General features: G+C 46.2%; 11 protein-coding genes and 1 pseudogene. 7 read left to right on the top strand and 5 right to left on the bottom strand.

All coding sequences use genetic code 11. The features are described from left to right. Positions 1-106: pseudogene (locus QQ055_RS09315) on the top strand (IS5 family transposase); the annotation flags it as partial. 192 nt (positions 107-298) lie between these two features. Here the strand turns inward: QQ055_RS09315 and QQ055_RS09310 are convergent. Continuing rightward, on the bottom strand, positions 299-1192 hold the full coding sequence (locus QQ055_RS09310) for an ROK family protein (RefSeq protein ID WP_284477102.1): 894 nt from the start codon (positions 1190-1192) through the stop codon (positions 299-301). A 29-nt stretch (positions 1193-1221) separates the two neighbouring features. Further along, entirely contained in the window at positions 1222-2106 is an 885-nt protein-coding gene (locus QQ055_RS09305) for an ABC transporter permease (RefSeq protein ID WP_284477103.1), read from the bottom strand. Positions 2107-2230: 124 nt separating this feature from the next. Between QQ055_RS09305 and QQ055_RS09300 the strand changes: the two genes are divergently transcribed. Next, positions 2231-3205 (top strand): methyltransferase domain-containing protein, encoded by a 975-nt coding sequence (locus tag QQ055_RS09300; RefSeq protein WP_284477104.1) that lies wholly within the window; start codon positions 2231-2233, stop codon positions 3203-3205. 197 nt (positions 3206-3402) lie between these two features. Here the strand turns inward: QQ055_RS09300 and trxB are convergent, their stop codons facing one another. After that, a complete protein-coding gene (trxB, locus tag QQ055_RS09295) occupies positions 3403-4767 on the bottom strand; it encodes a thioredoxin-disulfide reductase (RefSeq protein ID WP_283358101.1) in 1365 nt (454 codons plus the stop codon). 143 nt (positions 4768-4910) lie between these two features. On the opposite strand from trxB, the gene QQ055_RS09290 reads away from it, so the two are divergent. From QQ055_RS09290 to QQ055_RS09275, 4 genes are all read left to right on the top strand, one after another. Beyond that, the gene (locus QQ055_RS09290; protein ID WP_284477105.1) at positions 4911-6242 is read left to right on the top strand and encodes a class I SAM-dependent methyltransferase; all 1332 of its coding nucleotides are present in this window, start codon (positions 4911-4913) and stop codon (positions 6240-6242) included. Between the two features lie 57 nt (positions 6243-6299). Further along, positions 6300-7580: a methyltransferase domain-containing protein gene (locus QQ055_RS09285; RefSeq protein WP_284477106.1), complete on the top strand. Its 1281-nt coding sequence runs from the start codon at positions 6300-6302 to the stop codon at positions 7578-7580. Between the two features lie 115 nt (positions 7581-7695). Then, on the top strand, positions 7696-8343 hold the full coding sequence (locus tag QQ055_RS09280) for a type IV pilin-like G/H family protein (protein ID WP_283358104.1): 648 nt from the start codon (positions 7696-7698) through the stop codon (positions 8341-8343). 118 nt (positions 8344-8461) lie between these two features. Next, a complete protein-coding gene (locus QQ055_RS09275) occupies positions 8462-10669 on the top strand; it encodes an O-linked N-acetylglucosamine transferase, SPINDLY family protein (RefSeq protein ID WP_284477107.1) in 2208 nt (735 codons plus the stop codon). Here the strand turns inward: QQ055_RS09275 and QQ055_RS09270 are convergent. After that, positions 10654-11079 (bottom strand): tetratricopeptide repeat protein, encoded by a 426-nt coding sequence (locus QQ055_RS09270; protein ID WP_284477108.1) that lies wholly within the window; start codon positions 11077-11079, stop codon positions 10654-10656. The genes QQ055_RS09275 and QQ055_RS09270 overlap by 16 nt on opposite strands. Positions 11080-11258: 179 nt before the next feature. On the opposite strand from QQ055_RS09270, the gene QQ055_RS09265 reads away from it, so the two are divergent. Beyond that, complete coding sequence (locus QQ055_RS09265; protein ID WP_284477109.1) at positions 11259-13808, top strand: glycosyltransferase; 2550 nt, start codon at positions 11259-11261, stop codon at positions 13806-13808. Between the two features lie 3 nt (positions 13809-13811). On the opposite strand, the gene QQ055_RS09260 is transcribed toward QQ055_RS09265, so the two are convergent. Beyond that, a complete protein-coding gene (locus QQ055_RS09260) occupies positions 13812-14612 on the bottom strand; it encodes a hypothetical protein (protein WP_283358108.1) in 801 nt (266 codons plus the stop codon). Positions 14613-14616: the final 4 nt, after the last annotated feature.

Here is a 14616-nt window from a genome sequence, read left to right as displayed (position 1 = left end):
TTTTCGGATCTTTTCAGGACGTTATCGTAACCGTAGAAGGCGATTTGGCTTGCGCTTGAACTTGATTGCTGGTTTGCTCAACTATGAACTGACCCATGTCTCATGATTCATGCAGGAGGTCTAGTATTGATTAAAATTCTTATGGATAAGGATAATCCCAAAAGACTTTATATAAGCAGCCCTGGCTTGTAGATCCTCCTCGATCAAGATTTTTTCCGCATGTATTAATACATTAGCAATGACTCAGTATAGGAAAGCGATCGCTCTCTACATCGAGTCAGGAGGATAGGGCAACGTTTTAACAGATATCCCACGCCAGTTTAGCAGCCCCAACCATCCCCGCTTGGTTGCCCAGTTGCGCCACTAAGACTTGTAACCCTTCGCGGGAAGTGGGTAAAACCCGATGTTCAATTTCTGCGAGGGTGGTGGGGAGGAAAAATTGGGCGCTTTCGCAGATACCCCCGCCGATAATGATGGCTTCTGGGGTGAGAACGTAGATTAAACTGGCTAACCCTGCCCCCAGATAATGACCGTAGGTTCGCCAAAAGTCTAGGGCTTGATGATTTCCAACCTGGGCTAAGTGACCGAGTTCGCTAGGCGATAAACTGGTTTGGCGGCGAATGGCTTGGATGGAAAGATATTGTTCTAGCGATCCGCGATTGCCACTATTACATTCTGGGCCATAGAGATCCAGGGTAATTAAGCCTAACTCTCCGGCGGTGCCTCGCGGGCCGGTAAACAGCTTGCCATCCAGGATAATAGCGCCGCCTACGCCCGTCCCTAGGGTGAGTAAAATCAAATTTTGGAACGAACGCCCCGCCCCAATCCAAAATTCCCCTAGCCCCGCACAGTTGGCGTCATTGGCTAGGATAGTGGGTTTTCCAATTTTTTCTTCTAACCATTGACCGAGGGGAACATCGCGCCAGTTTTTGAGGTTGATGGCAATTTGGGAGATTTTGCCCGTTGGATCGACTGGGCCAGGAACGCCAACGCCAATGGCGCTACAATCTCCTTGAGGGTCAATTTGGGCGATCGCATCTACAACAACCGCAGTTACGGCTTCTGGCGTTGCGGGTTGCGGCGTTTCTACCTTTAACGACTGCTGGCAATTCCCCTGTTCGTCAAAACGTCCTAGCTTAACTGCCGATCCGCCAATATCAATCCCAATCGTTGTTTTGGGCGCTTGTCCCATATTGGTTCCTGAAATGTTGCTGACCTATTTTAGGCTTTATCCCGGAGTTTCGGATTAACAAACTCGTTTAAGCCTTCCCCTAATAGCGATAAACCTACCACCATCAACGTCATCGCCATCCCTGGAAATAAGGTTGTCCACCAAATGCCGGTGGGTAAGGCCTCTAATGCTTGTCTGAGGTCGTTTCCCCATTCCGGTGTTTGTTCGGGCAATCCTAAACCCAGAAAGCCCAATCCCCCCAAGGTTAAAATGGCATCAGCCGCATTGAGGGTGAATAGGACGGGAACGCTTTGAATGACATTGAGTAATAAATAGCGCGTTAACACTGTCCAAGTCGAGGCCCCCATTGCTTGGGCGGCTTCAATAAATAACTCATTTTTAACGCTGGTGGTGTGGTTGCGGACGACGCGGTAGTATTGGGGAACGTAGGCAATGCTGAGAGCGATCGCCGCATTGATGACCCCTCGCCCCACCACAAACGCTAGGGTAATCGACAGCAGCAAACCGGGTAGCGTGTAAATGGTATCCATTAAAAATAGCAGCACCCGGTCTAATCTGCCCCCCAGGTAGCCGCTGACTAACCCCAAGGGAACGCCCACTAACAAGCTTAAGGCTGTAGCGAGAATGACAACTTGCCAAGCGGCTTGGGAACCAAACAGCGTTCGAGAAAACACATCATACCCTTGGCGACTCGTCCCAAACCAATAGCGGGCGGAGGGTTCGGCGTGGATGGGGTTAATTAAAGATTCCGTGGGACTTTGTATCCATCCCCAACTTTGGAGTAATGGGGCGAGTAAGGCTACCAATAGGAAAAACCCCGTAATGACAGCCCCCACTGTCATGAGTTGCATTGAGAGGTTGGGACGAGTTGCAGGGCGTATCAGGCGCAGAAAGTTGTTGCGGAGTGAGGTCATGGATTGCGATCGCAGAGAACTAACAGCCTATGGTATAGCTTTTAAGGATAGCCTTTCACGCCAAGCAAGCCCCAGAAAGGCGCGATATCATGCGAAAGGTTGATTCACACGCAAAATCGCATCCATGCCTCTATTTTTACTCTTAGGAACGCTTTTCGCCGTCCTGATTGCCGGAATTCTTCTCTATCTTCTCACCCCTCGCCGCTATCAATCGGCTGATTCTGTCGCCCAGTCCTATGACGAATGGACTGATGACGGGATTTTAGAATTTTATTGGGGCGACCATATCCACTTAGGCCATTATGGTTCGCCGCCGCAACGCAAAGATTTCCGCGTCGCTAAATCGGATTTTGTCCATGAAATGGTTCGGTGGGGAGGCTTAGACCAATTACCCGCAGGAACCACCGTTTTAGATGTGGGTTGCGGTATTGGTGGCAGCAGCCGTATTTTGGCAAAAGATTATGGGTTTGCAGTGACAGGGATTACCATTAGTCCCCAACAGGTGAAACGCGCCCAAGAACTGACTCCTGAAGACTTGAACGCCCAGTTTCAGGTTGATGATGCGATGGCGATGTCTTTCCCGGATGCTAGCTTTGATGTGGTTTGGTCGATTGAAGCTGGACCGCATATGCCCGATAAGGCTATTTTTGCTCAAGAGTTAATTCGCGTTCTCAAGCCGGGTGGTATTTTAGTGGTGGCAGACTGGAACCAGCGCGATGACCGTCAAAAGCCGCTAAACTTCTGGGAAAGACTGGTCATGAAGCAATTGCTCGATCAGTGGTCGCATCCAGCTTTCGCCAGTATAGAAGGATTTGCCGAACTTTTAGCCGCCACTGGGCTAGCAACAGGGGAAGTCAAAACTGATGACTGGACTCAAGAAACTCTCCCTTCCTGGTTGGATTCGATTTGGCAAGGGATTATTCGCCCCGATGGTTTAATTAAGTTTGGGTGGTTTGGCTTTCTCAAATCTCTGCGAGAAGTCCCAACTCTGTTATTGATGCGGCTGGCGTTTGGGACGGGGTTGTGTCGCTTTGGGATGTTCCGGGCGGTTCGGGCAGAAGTGCGATCGCTCTCTACTACCGCTGCTATAAAGTGCTGAGTGGAAAGTGCTGTAGCTTGCTTCCGCGTAGCGGTGTGCTGAGTGCTGAGTTAAAACCGAGTGAGTCTCATTCTTTTAGCAGTTCACTTCTGTCCTAACCTTACTGAGTACAGCTATAAAACTCAATCCTAGTCTATGCTAAAAAACCGGGTTTCCGATCGCTTGGCGAGAAACCCGGTTTCTGGACTTTTAGGGAATTACAAACTGCTTTGAATCAGTTCGCGATACTGACTTTTGGGTTTGACGCCTTTAAGTTCGGTCAGAAGTTCCTTATCTTTGAAGAACTGTACCGTTGGCGTTCCCGTAACTTGGGCATTTTCAGCGATATCAGGGTCTTGTTCAATATCGATTTCGACGTAGTGAACTTTGCTATCAAACTCATCAATCACTTTAGCTAGGATGGGTTTGAGGGTGTGGCAAGGCCCGCAGGTGGGGGAAGAATATTTCACTACGATGAGGCGATCGCTCTCATGGAATAATTTCCGTAAGGCATAACCGCCCTCATGATGCGTAGACGCCAAATCAAAGCTAGCTTCTGGGTCAGTCGCTTGCTGTTTCGGGGCTTCTGGCGCGGCTGCTTCGGTTTCAGTTTGATGGAATTCTTGGACTAATCCATTCACCGATAACCAGCGTTCTGCTAGCATCGCGCCCATACAGCCACTACCTGCGGCTGTAATCGCTTGGCGGAATTCGTGGTCTTGCACGTCTCCCACCGCATAAACCCCTTCAACGCTGGTTTCTACAGAGCCATGTTGGGTGACAATATAACCCGTATCATCCAGTTCAAGCTGACCTTGGAACAATTGGGTATTGGGTGTATGACCGATGGCGTAGAATAACCCTCTGACGTGCAATTCGCTTTCTTCACCCGTCTGATTATTGCGGAGTTTTATCCCTTTCATGTGGTTGGCTTCACCAAACACATCGACGGCTTCGGTATTCCAGTGAACCGTAATTTTCGGGTTGTTGATAACGCGGTCTTGCATCGCCTTAGACGCCCGCAATTCGTTACGACGAACCAACAGGTGAACGTGGGAACCGTATTTGGTTAAATAAATGGCTTCCTCCGCCGCCGTATCGCCACCCCCAATGACGGCGAGGTCTACGCCTCGGAAAATGGGAGTTGCACCATCGCAAATAGCACAGGCGGAAATGCCATGACTCCAAAATTGATGTTCGCAGGGTAGGTTCAGACGTTTCGCCGTTGCACCTGTTGCGATCGCAATACTATGGGTTTTGAACTCTCGTTCCTCAGAACGGACTGTAAAAGGGCGTTGGCTGAGGTCAACTGAAATCACATCTTCGGTGTAGAGTTCTGCCCCCCAACGTTCGGCTTGGGCCTTCATCCGCTGCATCAGTTGAGGGCCTGTAATCCCTTCCGGAAAGCCGGGGAAGTTCTCAACCTCTGTCGTGGTCATGAGTTGTCCGCCCGGTATGCCGCCCATTTGATAGCCTTCAAAGACAACAGGCTTCAGGTTTGCCCTGGCTGCATAAATTGCGGCTGTGTAACCTGCGGGGCCTGAACCAATAATAATGAGATTTTCTACCGCCGGATTTGCCATAGGATTTAACTAAACTCATAACGACTACGACTAATATAGTATAACTGAGATTTACAGGCAACGGTGAGCGAAGCAAGTCAGGATATCTTTTATGATGGTGAAAGATTAGGATTGACGCTTTTAGCATCTAGGGACAAAAGCACATGAGTAAGTTAACGGCTGAAATGGTGGAAAACCTACGCCAGCACTTCAATACAGCCCCTTATCCCAGAATACCGCTAGAGCGATCGCCCAAAGACGAACCCCCCTACCAGCTTTACATTCACAGCCTAGTCACCCCCTACTACATCCGAGATCAAAAAGTCGTCAGCACCGAAGGCAAAGTTATCCTCGATGCAGGTTGCGGTAGCGGATACAAAGCCTTACTCCTCGCAGAAGCCAACCCCGGCGCTCAAATTATTGGTATCGACATCTCCGAAAAATCGGTAGAATTAGCCCGCGACCGTTTCCGCTATCACGGCTTAGAAAACGGCGAGTTTCACGCCATGAAACTCGAAGAACTCACCGATCTACCCCATCGCTTCGATTATATTAACTGCGACGAAGTGCTATATCTATTGCCCGATCCTCTCGAAGGATTAAAGGCAATGAAAGCCGTCTTAACCCCCCAAGGCATTATCCGCACCAACCTCCACAGCCTCAGCCAAAGACTCACTTATTACATCGCCCAAGAAGCCTTTACATTATTAGGTGTCAGAACCGACGCGCCACAAGAAGAAGAAGTCCAAGCCGTCCGAGAAATTATGGCAGCGATTAAAGATGAAGTATGGTTGAAAAAACGCTCTTGGGACGATCGCTATTTTAATGAAGAGAACGAAGAAAGAATTTTAGCCAACCATATTCTTAGAGGCGATCGCGGTTTTACGGTTCGCGAGATGTTTGACTTATTAGATGCCGCCGGGTTAGAACATATAGAAATGATTCAAAACAAAACCTGGCAAGTTAAAGATTTATTTGAAGACTCCGATCGAGCAAGTCAACTACTAGGAATTAATTGGGAAGACATTCCTAAACGGCAAAACTTAGAATGGTTTGAAATGCTGCACTCTTCTCATCGACTCATTGATTTTTGGTGTGGCAATCCTCAAGTGAAAAAGGAAAAATTGCCGATTGCCAAATGGAGCGATATAGAATGGAGAAAAGCGAAGGTTAGCCTACATCCCCGCCATCAAGTAGAAGCGGTAAAAGCTCAAATTATTCAAAGTATCAAAAACAAAAATTCTATCGTGTGGGGTTATCAATTACCTTTAAGTACAGAATCAGTTCCTCTAGACTCATCTTTAGCGGCTTGCTTACTCCCGCTTTGGGAAAAATCGATGACTATGACAGATTTATTAGAAATTTGGTTGAAAATTAATCCTATCGATCCAATAACCTTAGAAACTAAAGATTCTCAAGAGGCTTTTATCGAATTAAAGCAAGCTTTAGAAAAAATACATGAGGCGGGTGTTGTCTTTATAGAGGTAGATGAATAAAAATAGAGAAATGAATCGTCAAGTGTCGATGCCACATTGATTTAAAGAAAAGGTTATATGAATAGTGCTATTTTAGAAATTCCTTTAGAACAAACTCCTTACGAAAATCCAGTTCTTCTTTATACTTACAATTTTACGACGGCTAGTTACTTAAGAACACGAAGAATAGTTGACTTACAAGAAATATCAATTCTTGATTTACAATCTGCAAGTGGTTACAGCACGCTAGCACTAGCGTTAGCAAATCCTAATGCTGAAATTACTTCTGTCGCTTGCTCAAATGCGGCGGTTGCACTTGCTCAAAAACGCTTGCAATATCATGGAATTGAAAATGTTAGATTTCAAACTCTATCTTTCGATCGTTTAGAAAAGATCGATCGAGAATTTGACTACATTAACGTTGAAAATGTTCTCGACCAATTTCCAGATGCAGCGGTTGGTTTACAAACCCTTCAATCTAAACTCAAGTCTGAAGGAATTATCCGGGTTAAGGTAGATAGTGCGATCGCGCGTTTCTATAACTACCAAGCCCAGCGCTTTTTTGCTGAGTTAGGCTTACTTCAAAACTCTCCAAGTCAAGCTGAAGTTGCTAAAGTGCGGGAAATCATGGGGTTGCTCAAAAACGGCAGCATGTTAAAAGAACTCACCTGGCTACCCCAATACAGTACGGAAGCTGGAGACGCAGCCATTGTGCGAGACTACCTATTCAACCATGCTAGAGGGTTTCGATTCCCAGAACTGTTTGATGCTATGGAAGCGGCTAACCTAGAGTTTATCAGTATGGTGCAGGCAAAGCAGTGGGACTTGCAAAGGCTTTTTAAAGATATTGAGGATCTCCCCATTTTCTTAACTCTACGCCTTGCAGAGATGTCTCTCAGCGAACAGTTACAACTGTTTGAACTGCTAAACCCCATCCATCCTACCCTTGAATTTTGGTGCGGACACCCTCAATTAGCAGAACTTGAAGAACCTCCAGCAGAATGGACAGATGCAGACTGGCAAACCGCGCGGGTGTCGTTCCATCCTCAACTGAGAACCCCTGCTCTCTATGAAACAATGCAAAACGCTATTGTGCAGCAGCAGGCTCTAGAACTGACTCAGTTTCTCCCGATTGTACCGGGCCCTCTGGTTGTCGATAGCCTGATGGTGGCGTGCCTGCTACCTTTAGTCACCCAAATTTTACCCGTGTCGGCACTAGTAGAAAATTGGCAGCGTCTTCGCCCGTTAAATCCCTTAACATTAGAGCCTACTACTGAGCAAGAAGCTTGGGGAGCGATCGCGCAACTATTAGTTGGATTAGAAGAGTTGGGATACATTTTCCTAGAACGTGCTTCCTGAGCCAGTTTCAGAAATCAGGAAAAATTTTTTGGCAGAAGTGATATGAAATCGATCGCAAGTGGGTAATCTACCTACAGGAGTTAGAAGCATCCCCCCCCTCAAGGAGAAAACCTAAATGAAAAGCGACTTTCAAGCCAAATTCTTACAACACCTACTCGACAAGCAAGAAGAACAAGGCTTCACCCTAATTGAACTCTTAGTTGTTATCATCATCATCGGTATTCTGTCTGCGATCGCACTGCCTTCCTTCCTGAACCAAGCCAACAAAGCTAAACAGTCTGAAGCAAGAACCTATGTGGGTTCTTTGAACCGCGCTCAACAGGCTGCAATTATGGAAAGAGGAAACTTTACCTCTGATGTTAGTGCATTAGGTCTAGGGATTAGCACTCAAACTGAGAACTACGCTTATGGTATTCGTACAGGGGTAGACAGCACTACTGCATCTAGCCGCGCTGGTTCTTTACAAATACCTTTGCGTTCTTATCAAGGGATGACCTGGTTAGGTCAAGTTGGTACAGCCGCTACCTCTGAAGTTACCTCGCTGGCAATCTTGTGTGAAAGTAAAGCAGTGGGTAATGCTGCTAAAACAGGAACCTCTGCAGACGCTGTTCAAGGTACTACTGTGTTTCCTGCGGTAGCTGCGAGAACTAACACCTCTGATGGATATGTATGTAGTGACGATCCAGCTCCTGGTCCTGGTTTAACTGCTCTCCCGAAAACAGCAGGTAATCTTGAGGCTAAAGGTTGGAATGCGATCAAGTAGAATTTGGTCAATCTGTTACGTTGAAGCATTTTGACAATCTAAAGCTTGTAGAAAATGGGGGAGTCACTGACATCCCCTATTTTTTTAATATAGTAAAAAAGAGACATCGCTTTAATTTATGAATCCTCAATGGCAAGAACAAGCCCAACAGTATTGGGATAAAGGAGATTATACTCAAGCGGCGAGCCTTTACGAACAGGCGATCGCCCAAGAGCCAGATCGTCTTGCTCATTACTGGCACCTAGGTTTACTCTTGGTATTGCAGGGACAAGAAGCCGAAGCACAGGCGACTTGGTTTATGGCGATCGCAGAAAGTGCGCCAGAAGAAATAGAAGCGCACACCCTGCAACTCGTGCAAGTCTTGCATCAAGAGGCTGAACGCCAAGCTTATCAGGAAAACTACGCTGTAGCTTGGGCAATTCGCCAACACATTCGAGAACTAATCCCCGACAATTTTAATAACTTGCTGTTGTTGGTACAACTGGCGGTTAAATTAGAGAACTATTCAGGCGAGGATCTGGAAACATTAGGAATTTTGGAGCAATTGCGCTCCTTACCTAAAATAGAGGTGAACTCTGATTTACTCCTGCACGTTCTCGGACAGGTTTTAGACTTTGCGCCCTTAGATCCCCTCTCCTTAGAATTCGTAGAAGCCTGTTTGCCATTTGCAACTTCACCTCAAGATTACTCTAACTTGCTCTTGGTGACAGCCTTAGAAGCCAATTATGGACTGAAACGCCCAAAACTCGCGATGCGCTACGCTGAGTTAAGCTTGAAACTCGATCCCGATCATTCTGAAGCCTTAACGCAGTTAGCCTCTTTTTATCAGAATGCGGGGGAGTATGAAAAGGGTATTGCTACCGCCAAACTATGCTACGAGCGATCGCAAAATCGACTAGAGCAAATTTTTGCTAACCATCTCGTCATGCGGGGGTTGATGAATGCGGGAGGCTATTGGGATGAGGCGCTAGAGTGGTTAGGTAAGCTGGAAGACTCTCTACAGGCGATCGTCTCCGAGTATCCATTAAATCTGATTTCAGTTCAAGCGTTACGGCTGATTAACGCGGCGTTCTTTTTCCCCTATCTGCGAGATGAAGCTGAAGGGAACCGTCTCTTACAAAATCAGCTTGCTCAACTGTTTCAAGATAACGTTCAAACCTACGCCGCCGAACCTGCTCAACGCTATGCTCAACGCCATCAACTGTGGCGCAGCCAGCGACGGGAAAATAAACGCCCTTTGCGACTGGGGTATATTTCCCACTGTTTCTGTCAGCATTCAGTGGGGTGGCTAGCACGGTGGTTGCTCAACCATCACGATCGCGATCGCGTGGAACTCTACGGTTACTTTATCAGCTACAAAGCCATTGATGACCCGATTCAGGAGTGGTATGTCAATCAATTTACCGAGGCGCGTAAGTTCAAAGGCGAGACGCTAGAAATTGCCGAGCAAATCTTTCAAGATGAGATTGATATCTTGATCGAGCTTGATAGCGTTACCCTGGATGTTACCTGTGAGGTAATGGCGCTCAAACCTGCACCCATTCAAGTCACTTGGTTAGGTTGGGATGCATCGGGTGTCCCTGCGATTGACTATTATATTGCCGATCCTTATGTTTTACCGGAGTCAGCTTCAACCTACTACCGCGAAAAAATTTGGCGACTTCCTCAAACCTATGTAGCCGTAGATGGGTTTGAGGTGGCGGTTCCCACTTGGCGACGGGAAGATTTTGAGCTTGAAGAGGATGCCATTGTTTACTTTAGCGCCCAACGGGGGTATAAGCGCCATCGGGAAACCACGCGCTTGCAGTTGCAAATTCTTAAACAGGTTCCTAATAGTTATTTTGCAGTCAAAGGATTAGCAGACGAGACTTCTGTGAAACGTTTCTTCTTAGAATTGGCAGCAGAAGAAGGAATTAGCCCAGATCGGTTCCGGTTTTTACCGGGGGTTCCTTCTGAACCGATCCATCGAGCAAATTTGAATATTGCGGATGTGGTATTAGATACTTATCCTTACAATGGGGCCACTACGACGCTAGAAACCTTGTGGATGGGTATCCCCTTAGTGACGCGGGTGGGGGATGAGTTTTCGAGCCGCAATAGTTATACGATGCTGGTGAATGCTGGGGTAACTGAAGGGATTGCTTGGACGGATGAGGAGTATGTAGAGTGGGGGGTACGCTTGGGGCTAGATCCGAGTTTACGCCAACTCGTGACTTGGAAGTTATTGCGATCGCGACAAACAGCCCCCCTCTGGAATGGTAAGCGCTTCGCCAGGGAAATGGAAAACGCCTACGAACAAATGTGGCAGCGTTATTGCGAGGGTTGAGTCTCTGCAAGTTTTTCTTGCACTTGGCTTAAAAGCGATTGAAATTCGGGACGATTTGGGTAAAGCTTGACTAGGGTTTCTACGGGTTCTAAGGCACCTTGAAAGTCATTCTGTTGCCAACGTACCCGTGCCAAGCCTTCTAAAGCAACTGCATTTTGGGGTTCTCTGGCTAAAACACTTTGGAAACCTTTTTCTTGGGAGGCGAGTTGATCTTCTACGGTAGGGGCTGTAACTTCTGTGGGGGTTAAACCCGATTTTGCGATCTGCTTCACAGAGTCAAAGGCGGTAAACGCAGCACCTCCCAAAAATGAGAGTAACCCAATAGCGGCGATCGCTCTTTGCAACATCTGCGTTTTAGCACGTCTGTCAAGCTGATCTTGATATTCTGAGTTAGCCTGAACCTTTTGCATTGCTGAGTTTTCCTGATGTAACCTAGAGTCTATAGGGTTAGGATACCCAGTTTGGACAAAAGAGCGATCGCAATCTGCTCGTCTTTGTGCCAACTCGACTCAGGCAAAACTGCAAACCAGTCTAAAAGTTAGCATTTCAAATTACCTTCAGCCTCCAGATTATATTAAGAGCAAGAGCGATGAATCATCCTCAGTCTGCAAATTCTACCGAAAACCAGATTAATCCATCTACTCCTAGTTTCCCGCTCGTTAGTATTGGAATTCCTACCTATAATCGAGCTAAGTATATTAGACAATCGATAGAATCCCTCTTAAGCCAAGATTATCCAAATTTAGAAATTATCATATCTGATAATGCTTCTACTGATGGCACCTCTGATATTTGCCAAGAATATTCACAAATTACCTATATTCGACAGCCCGAAAATATTGGCGCAACTTTAAACTTTCGCTTTTTAGTTGAGCAAGCAAAAGGCGAGTATTTTATGTGGTTAGGCGATGATGATTGGCTCGATCCGAACTACATCAGTCAATGCGTAGAGGTTTTACAGAATCACCCGAATTACGCACTTGTTGCGGGAAGAGCCAGATATATTTTAGATGACGATCGCTTGCTCTATGAAGGCTTGCCTATTGACTTACTTCAAGACTCCCCCAGTGAAAGAGTCATTACCTACTATTCCCAAGTCACGGATAATGGTACCTTTTACGGCGTTATGCGTCGCCATCAACTGCTCCAAGTTCCCACCTATCGCACGATGGGAGGAGATTGGTTAATGATAGCTGCGATCGCCTTTTTAGGAAAGGTTAAAACCCTGCATCATATTACCGTTAATCGCCTGCATCGTCATCCCAGTCAACTCAAAGACGGCTACCGCAAGATTGCGATGAGCGATAACTTACCGCAACTGCAAGGAGAATATCCTCATCTCAGTATTGCTATTTCTGCTTATAATGATATTGCTTATTTTTCCCCAATTTATCATCCCCTAACTTTAGAAGAACGTCAAAAGTTAGCACAAGCCGTTAAACAAGCTATCTTTCAACACTATAATGTTCAAGTTGACGAACCCATTTTTGAATTCCTCAAAGCCTTAGATCGCTCGCATAAAGATCCTAAAAATCCCGAAGCGCAAGCAGATTTTACAGCGAATCAAGCACAAATTACAGACCTCGTAAATCCTCAACTGATTCAAACCTTAGTTACCCTCTATCAAACCCCTTATCCTCCAGAAGCACAGCCAAGACAATATCAACCTACAAAACCGATTATTGCGATTGATGGCGTTTTCTTTCAGTTATATCAAACTGGAATTGCTCGCGTTTGGCGATCTTTGCTAGAAGAATGGGTAAAAGGAGATTTTGCCGATCATATTATTGTTTTAGATCGAGCTAACTCTGCTCCTCAAGTTCCGGGTATTCATAGTCGAACAATTCCGGCTTATGACTACAATAACACCGAAGCAGATCGAGCAATGTTACAGCAAATCTGCGATGAAGAAGGGGTAGATTTATTTATTTCAACCTACTATTCAACGCCTATTTCTACGCCTTCAGCCTTTATGGCGTATGACATGATTCCAGAGGTGTTGAACTGGGATATGAATCATCCGATGTGGCGCGAAAAACACATTGCAATTCAACAAGCTAGCGCCTATCTTTCTATCTCCGAAAATACAGCCCGCGATCTATCTAAATTTTTCCCGCATATTCCAATAGAGTCGGTTACAGTCGCGCATTGTGGGGTTGCAGAATCTTTCTATCCTGCAAGCGTTATGGAAATCAACCAATTTTTGATTAAGTATGGTATTGCCAAACCCTACTTTTTTGCAGTGGGTTTAAGTGGGGGTTATAAAAATACGGCATTATTCTTTCAAGCCTTTTCTCAGTTATACGGCGCTAGAGGTTTTGATATTGTTTGTACGGGTAGCGGTGCTTTCTTAAAAGATGAGTTACGCAGTTATACACCTGGGGTGGTTGTGCATATGCTGCAACTCAGCGATGATGAATTAAGAGCCGCTTACTCTGGTGCGATCGCGCTCGTCTATCCTTCTAAGTACGAAGGCTTTGGACTTCCCGTTTTAGAAGCCATGTCTTGCGGATGTCCCGTTATTACCACCCCCAATGCTTCTATTCCAGAAGTGTCAGGAAATGCAGCAATTTACGTCAAAGATGATGACGCTGAAGGGTTAGCTAACGCGATGTGTGAGGTCCAAAAGCCTACCATACGGCGATCGCTGATTCAAGCAGGCTTAGAACGCGCCAAAACCTTCTCTTGGGACAAAATGGCGGATCGCGTGCAAACGGCGTTGCTAGAAGCCAGTTTGCAACCCTTTAAACTGAATGAGATTAACTGGATTATTTTCCCCGATTGGTCGGCTGAGGAACAGGTTTTAGCAGAAAGCTTAATACAGGTTCTGCGAACCTTAGTCACGCATCCAGAACGCCATCGCATGACGTTGTTGGTAGACGCGACTGGGAGTTCTTTAGAAGATGTAGATTCAGCAATTTCTAGTCTTGCTTTTAACCTATTGATGGAAGAAGAGTTAGAAATAGAACAAGGGCCCGAAATTTCTATTTTACCTGCCCTCAGTCAAAAACAATGGCAATTATTACTTCCCCGAATCCAAGCCAGAATTATTTTAGATGCCGAAAATGCTAGCGCGATCGCGCCAGCAGCAACTCTTCCAATAACTGAGTGCGATCGCCTTTCCGTCTTTTCGCCCTAAGTTTTAATCTCCTTCTGGATAGCGAATTTGCGCGCCTCCCATCTCTGTCGCCCGAATATCTCCCCCTAATTCCTGAATGCGTTGAGTGGCTATCTCGCGCGTTTTTTGATCTCCGGTTGCACTAAAAATAAAAGCCCAAGAATTAATTTGAGCGCGGCGACTAATGGGGTTATTGGCTAAAAAATTAGCCGTTTGCTGAGAAACTTCGGCAACAGTTCGGCTTTCTTCATCATCATATAAACGCGCCCATTCTGCGGCGGTTTCAAAAGATTGTTGAGCGCCTTGACTATCGCCTAAAAAAAGTAACTGATCGATTCCCTTATAGCGCCAAACATAATAAGATTTATCGGGAACTGTAGGCGTGATGTATTGTAAACCTTGCTCGGTTAATTCTACCGTGATGTCCGGTCTGCCAGCGTAAAGCGAAACCCCGGAAGACATGAATAAATAAGCTTGGACAAAACGCGGATCGCGATCGATGATGATTCTGAAGTATTCTGGGCTAAGTTGATATCCTGTATAACCGCGAGCTACATCGTCGCCTAGGTAGATAAAGAAATTAATTAGCGTCCAATTGGCAATAACATTATCAAACCCGACGGTGGGAAGTCTTTGCAATAAATTTAACTGCAATCTTTCTCTTTCAACATTGCGTGCTGCTTGTTGGGGTGTCAGCAGTTCTCCGGCATTTCTGAGTTCGTTGAGTTGAGGGATCTGCAAGGCTGCAATTCCCCCCGCGCAGAGAGCAGCAACCGCGATCGCCATTATCGTTGAGTGCCACCTAGAATGCCAAGTCAGTTGCATTACC

The sequence above is a fragment of the Geitlerinema calcuttense NRMC-F 0142 genome, from assembly GCF_030285425.1.
The sequence above is the reverse complement of the archived record's forward strand: the minus strand, read 5'-3'. Positions and strand labels throughout refer to the sequence as shown.

Bases quoted from the DNA above. Each gene is read 5' to 3' on its own strand.
- QQ055_RS09310 (WP_284477102.1), bottom strand. From the start codon at position 1,192: ATGGGACAAGCGCCCAAAACAACGATTGGGATTGATATTGGCGGATCG.
- QQ055_RS09305 (WP_284477103.1), bottom strand. From the start codon at position 2,106: ATGACCTCACTCCGCAACAACTTTCTGCGCCTGATACGCCCTGCAACT.
- QQ055_RS09300 (WP_284477104.1), top strand. From the start codon at position 2,231: ATGCCTCTATTTTTACTCTTAGGAACGCTTTTCGCCGTCCTGATTGCC.
- trxB (WP_283358101.1), bottom strand. From the start codon at position 4,767: ATGGCAAATCCGGCGGTAGAAAATCTCATTATTATTGGTTCAGGCCCC.
- QQ055_RS09290 (WP_284477105.1), top strand. From the start codon at position 4,911: ATGAGTAAGTTAACGGCTGAAATGGTGGAAAACCTACGCCAGCACTTC.
- QQ055_RS09285 (WP_284477106.1), top strand. From the start codon at position 6,300: ATGAATAGTGCTATTTTAGAAATTCCTTTAGAACAAACTCCTTACGAA.
- QQ055_RS09280 (WP_283358104.1), top strand. From the start codon at position 7,696: ATGAAAAGCGACTTTCAAGCCAAATTCTTACAACACCTACTCGACAAG.
- QQ055_RS09275 (WP_284477107.1), top strand. From the start codon at position 8,462: ATGAATCCTCAATGGCAAGAACAAGCCCAACAGTATTGGGATAAAGGA.
- QQ055_RS09270 (WP_284477108.1), bottom strand. From the start codon at position 11,079: ATGCAAAAGGTTCAGGCTAACTCAGAATATCAAGATCAGCTTGACAGA.
- QQ055_RS09265 (WP_284477109.1), top strand. From the start codon at position 11,259: ATGAATCATCCTCAGTCTGCAAATTCTACCGAAAACCAGATTAATCCA.
- QQ055_RS09260 (WP_283358108.1), bottom strand. From the start codon at position 14,612: ATGCAACTGACTTGGCATTCTAGGTGGCACTCAACGATAATGGCGATC.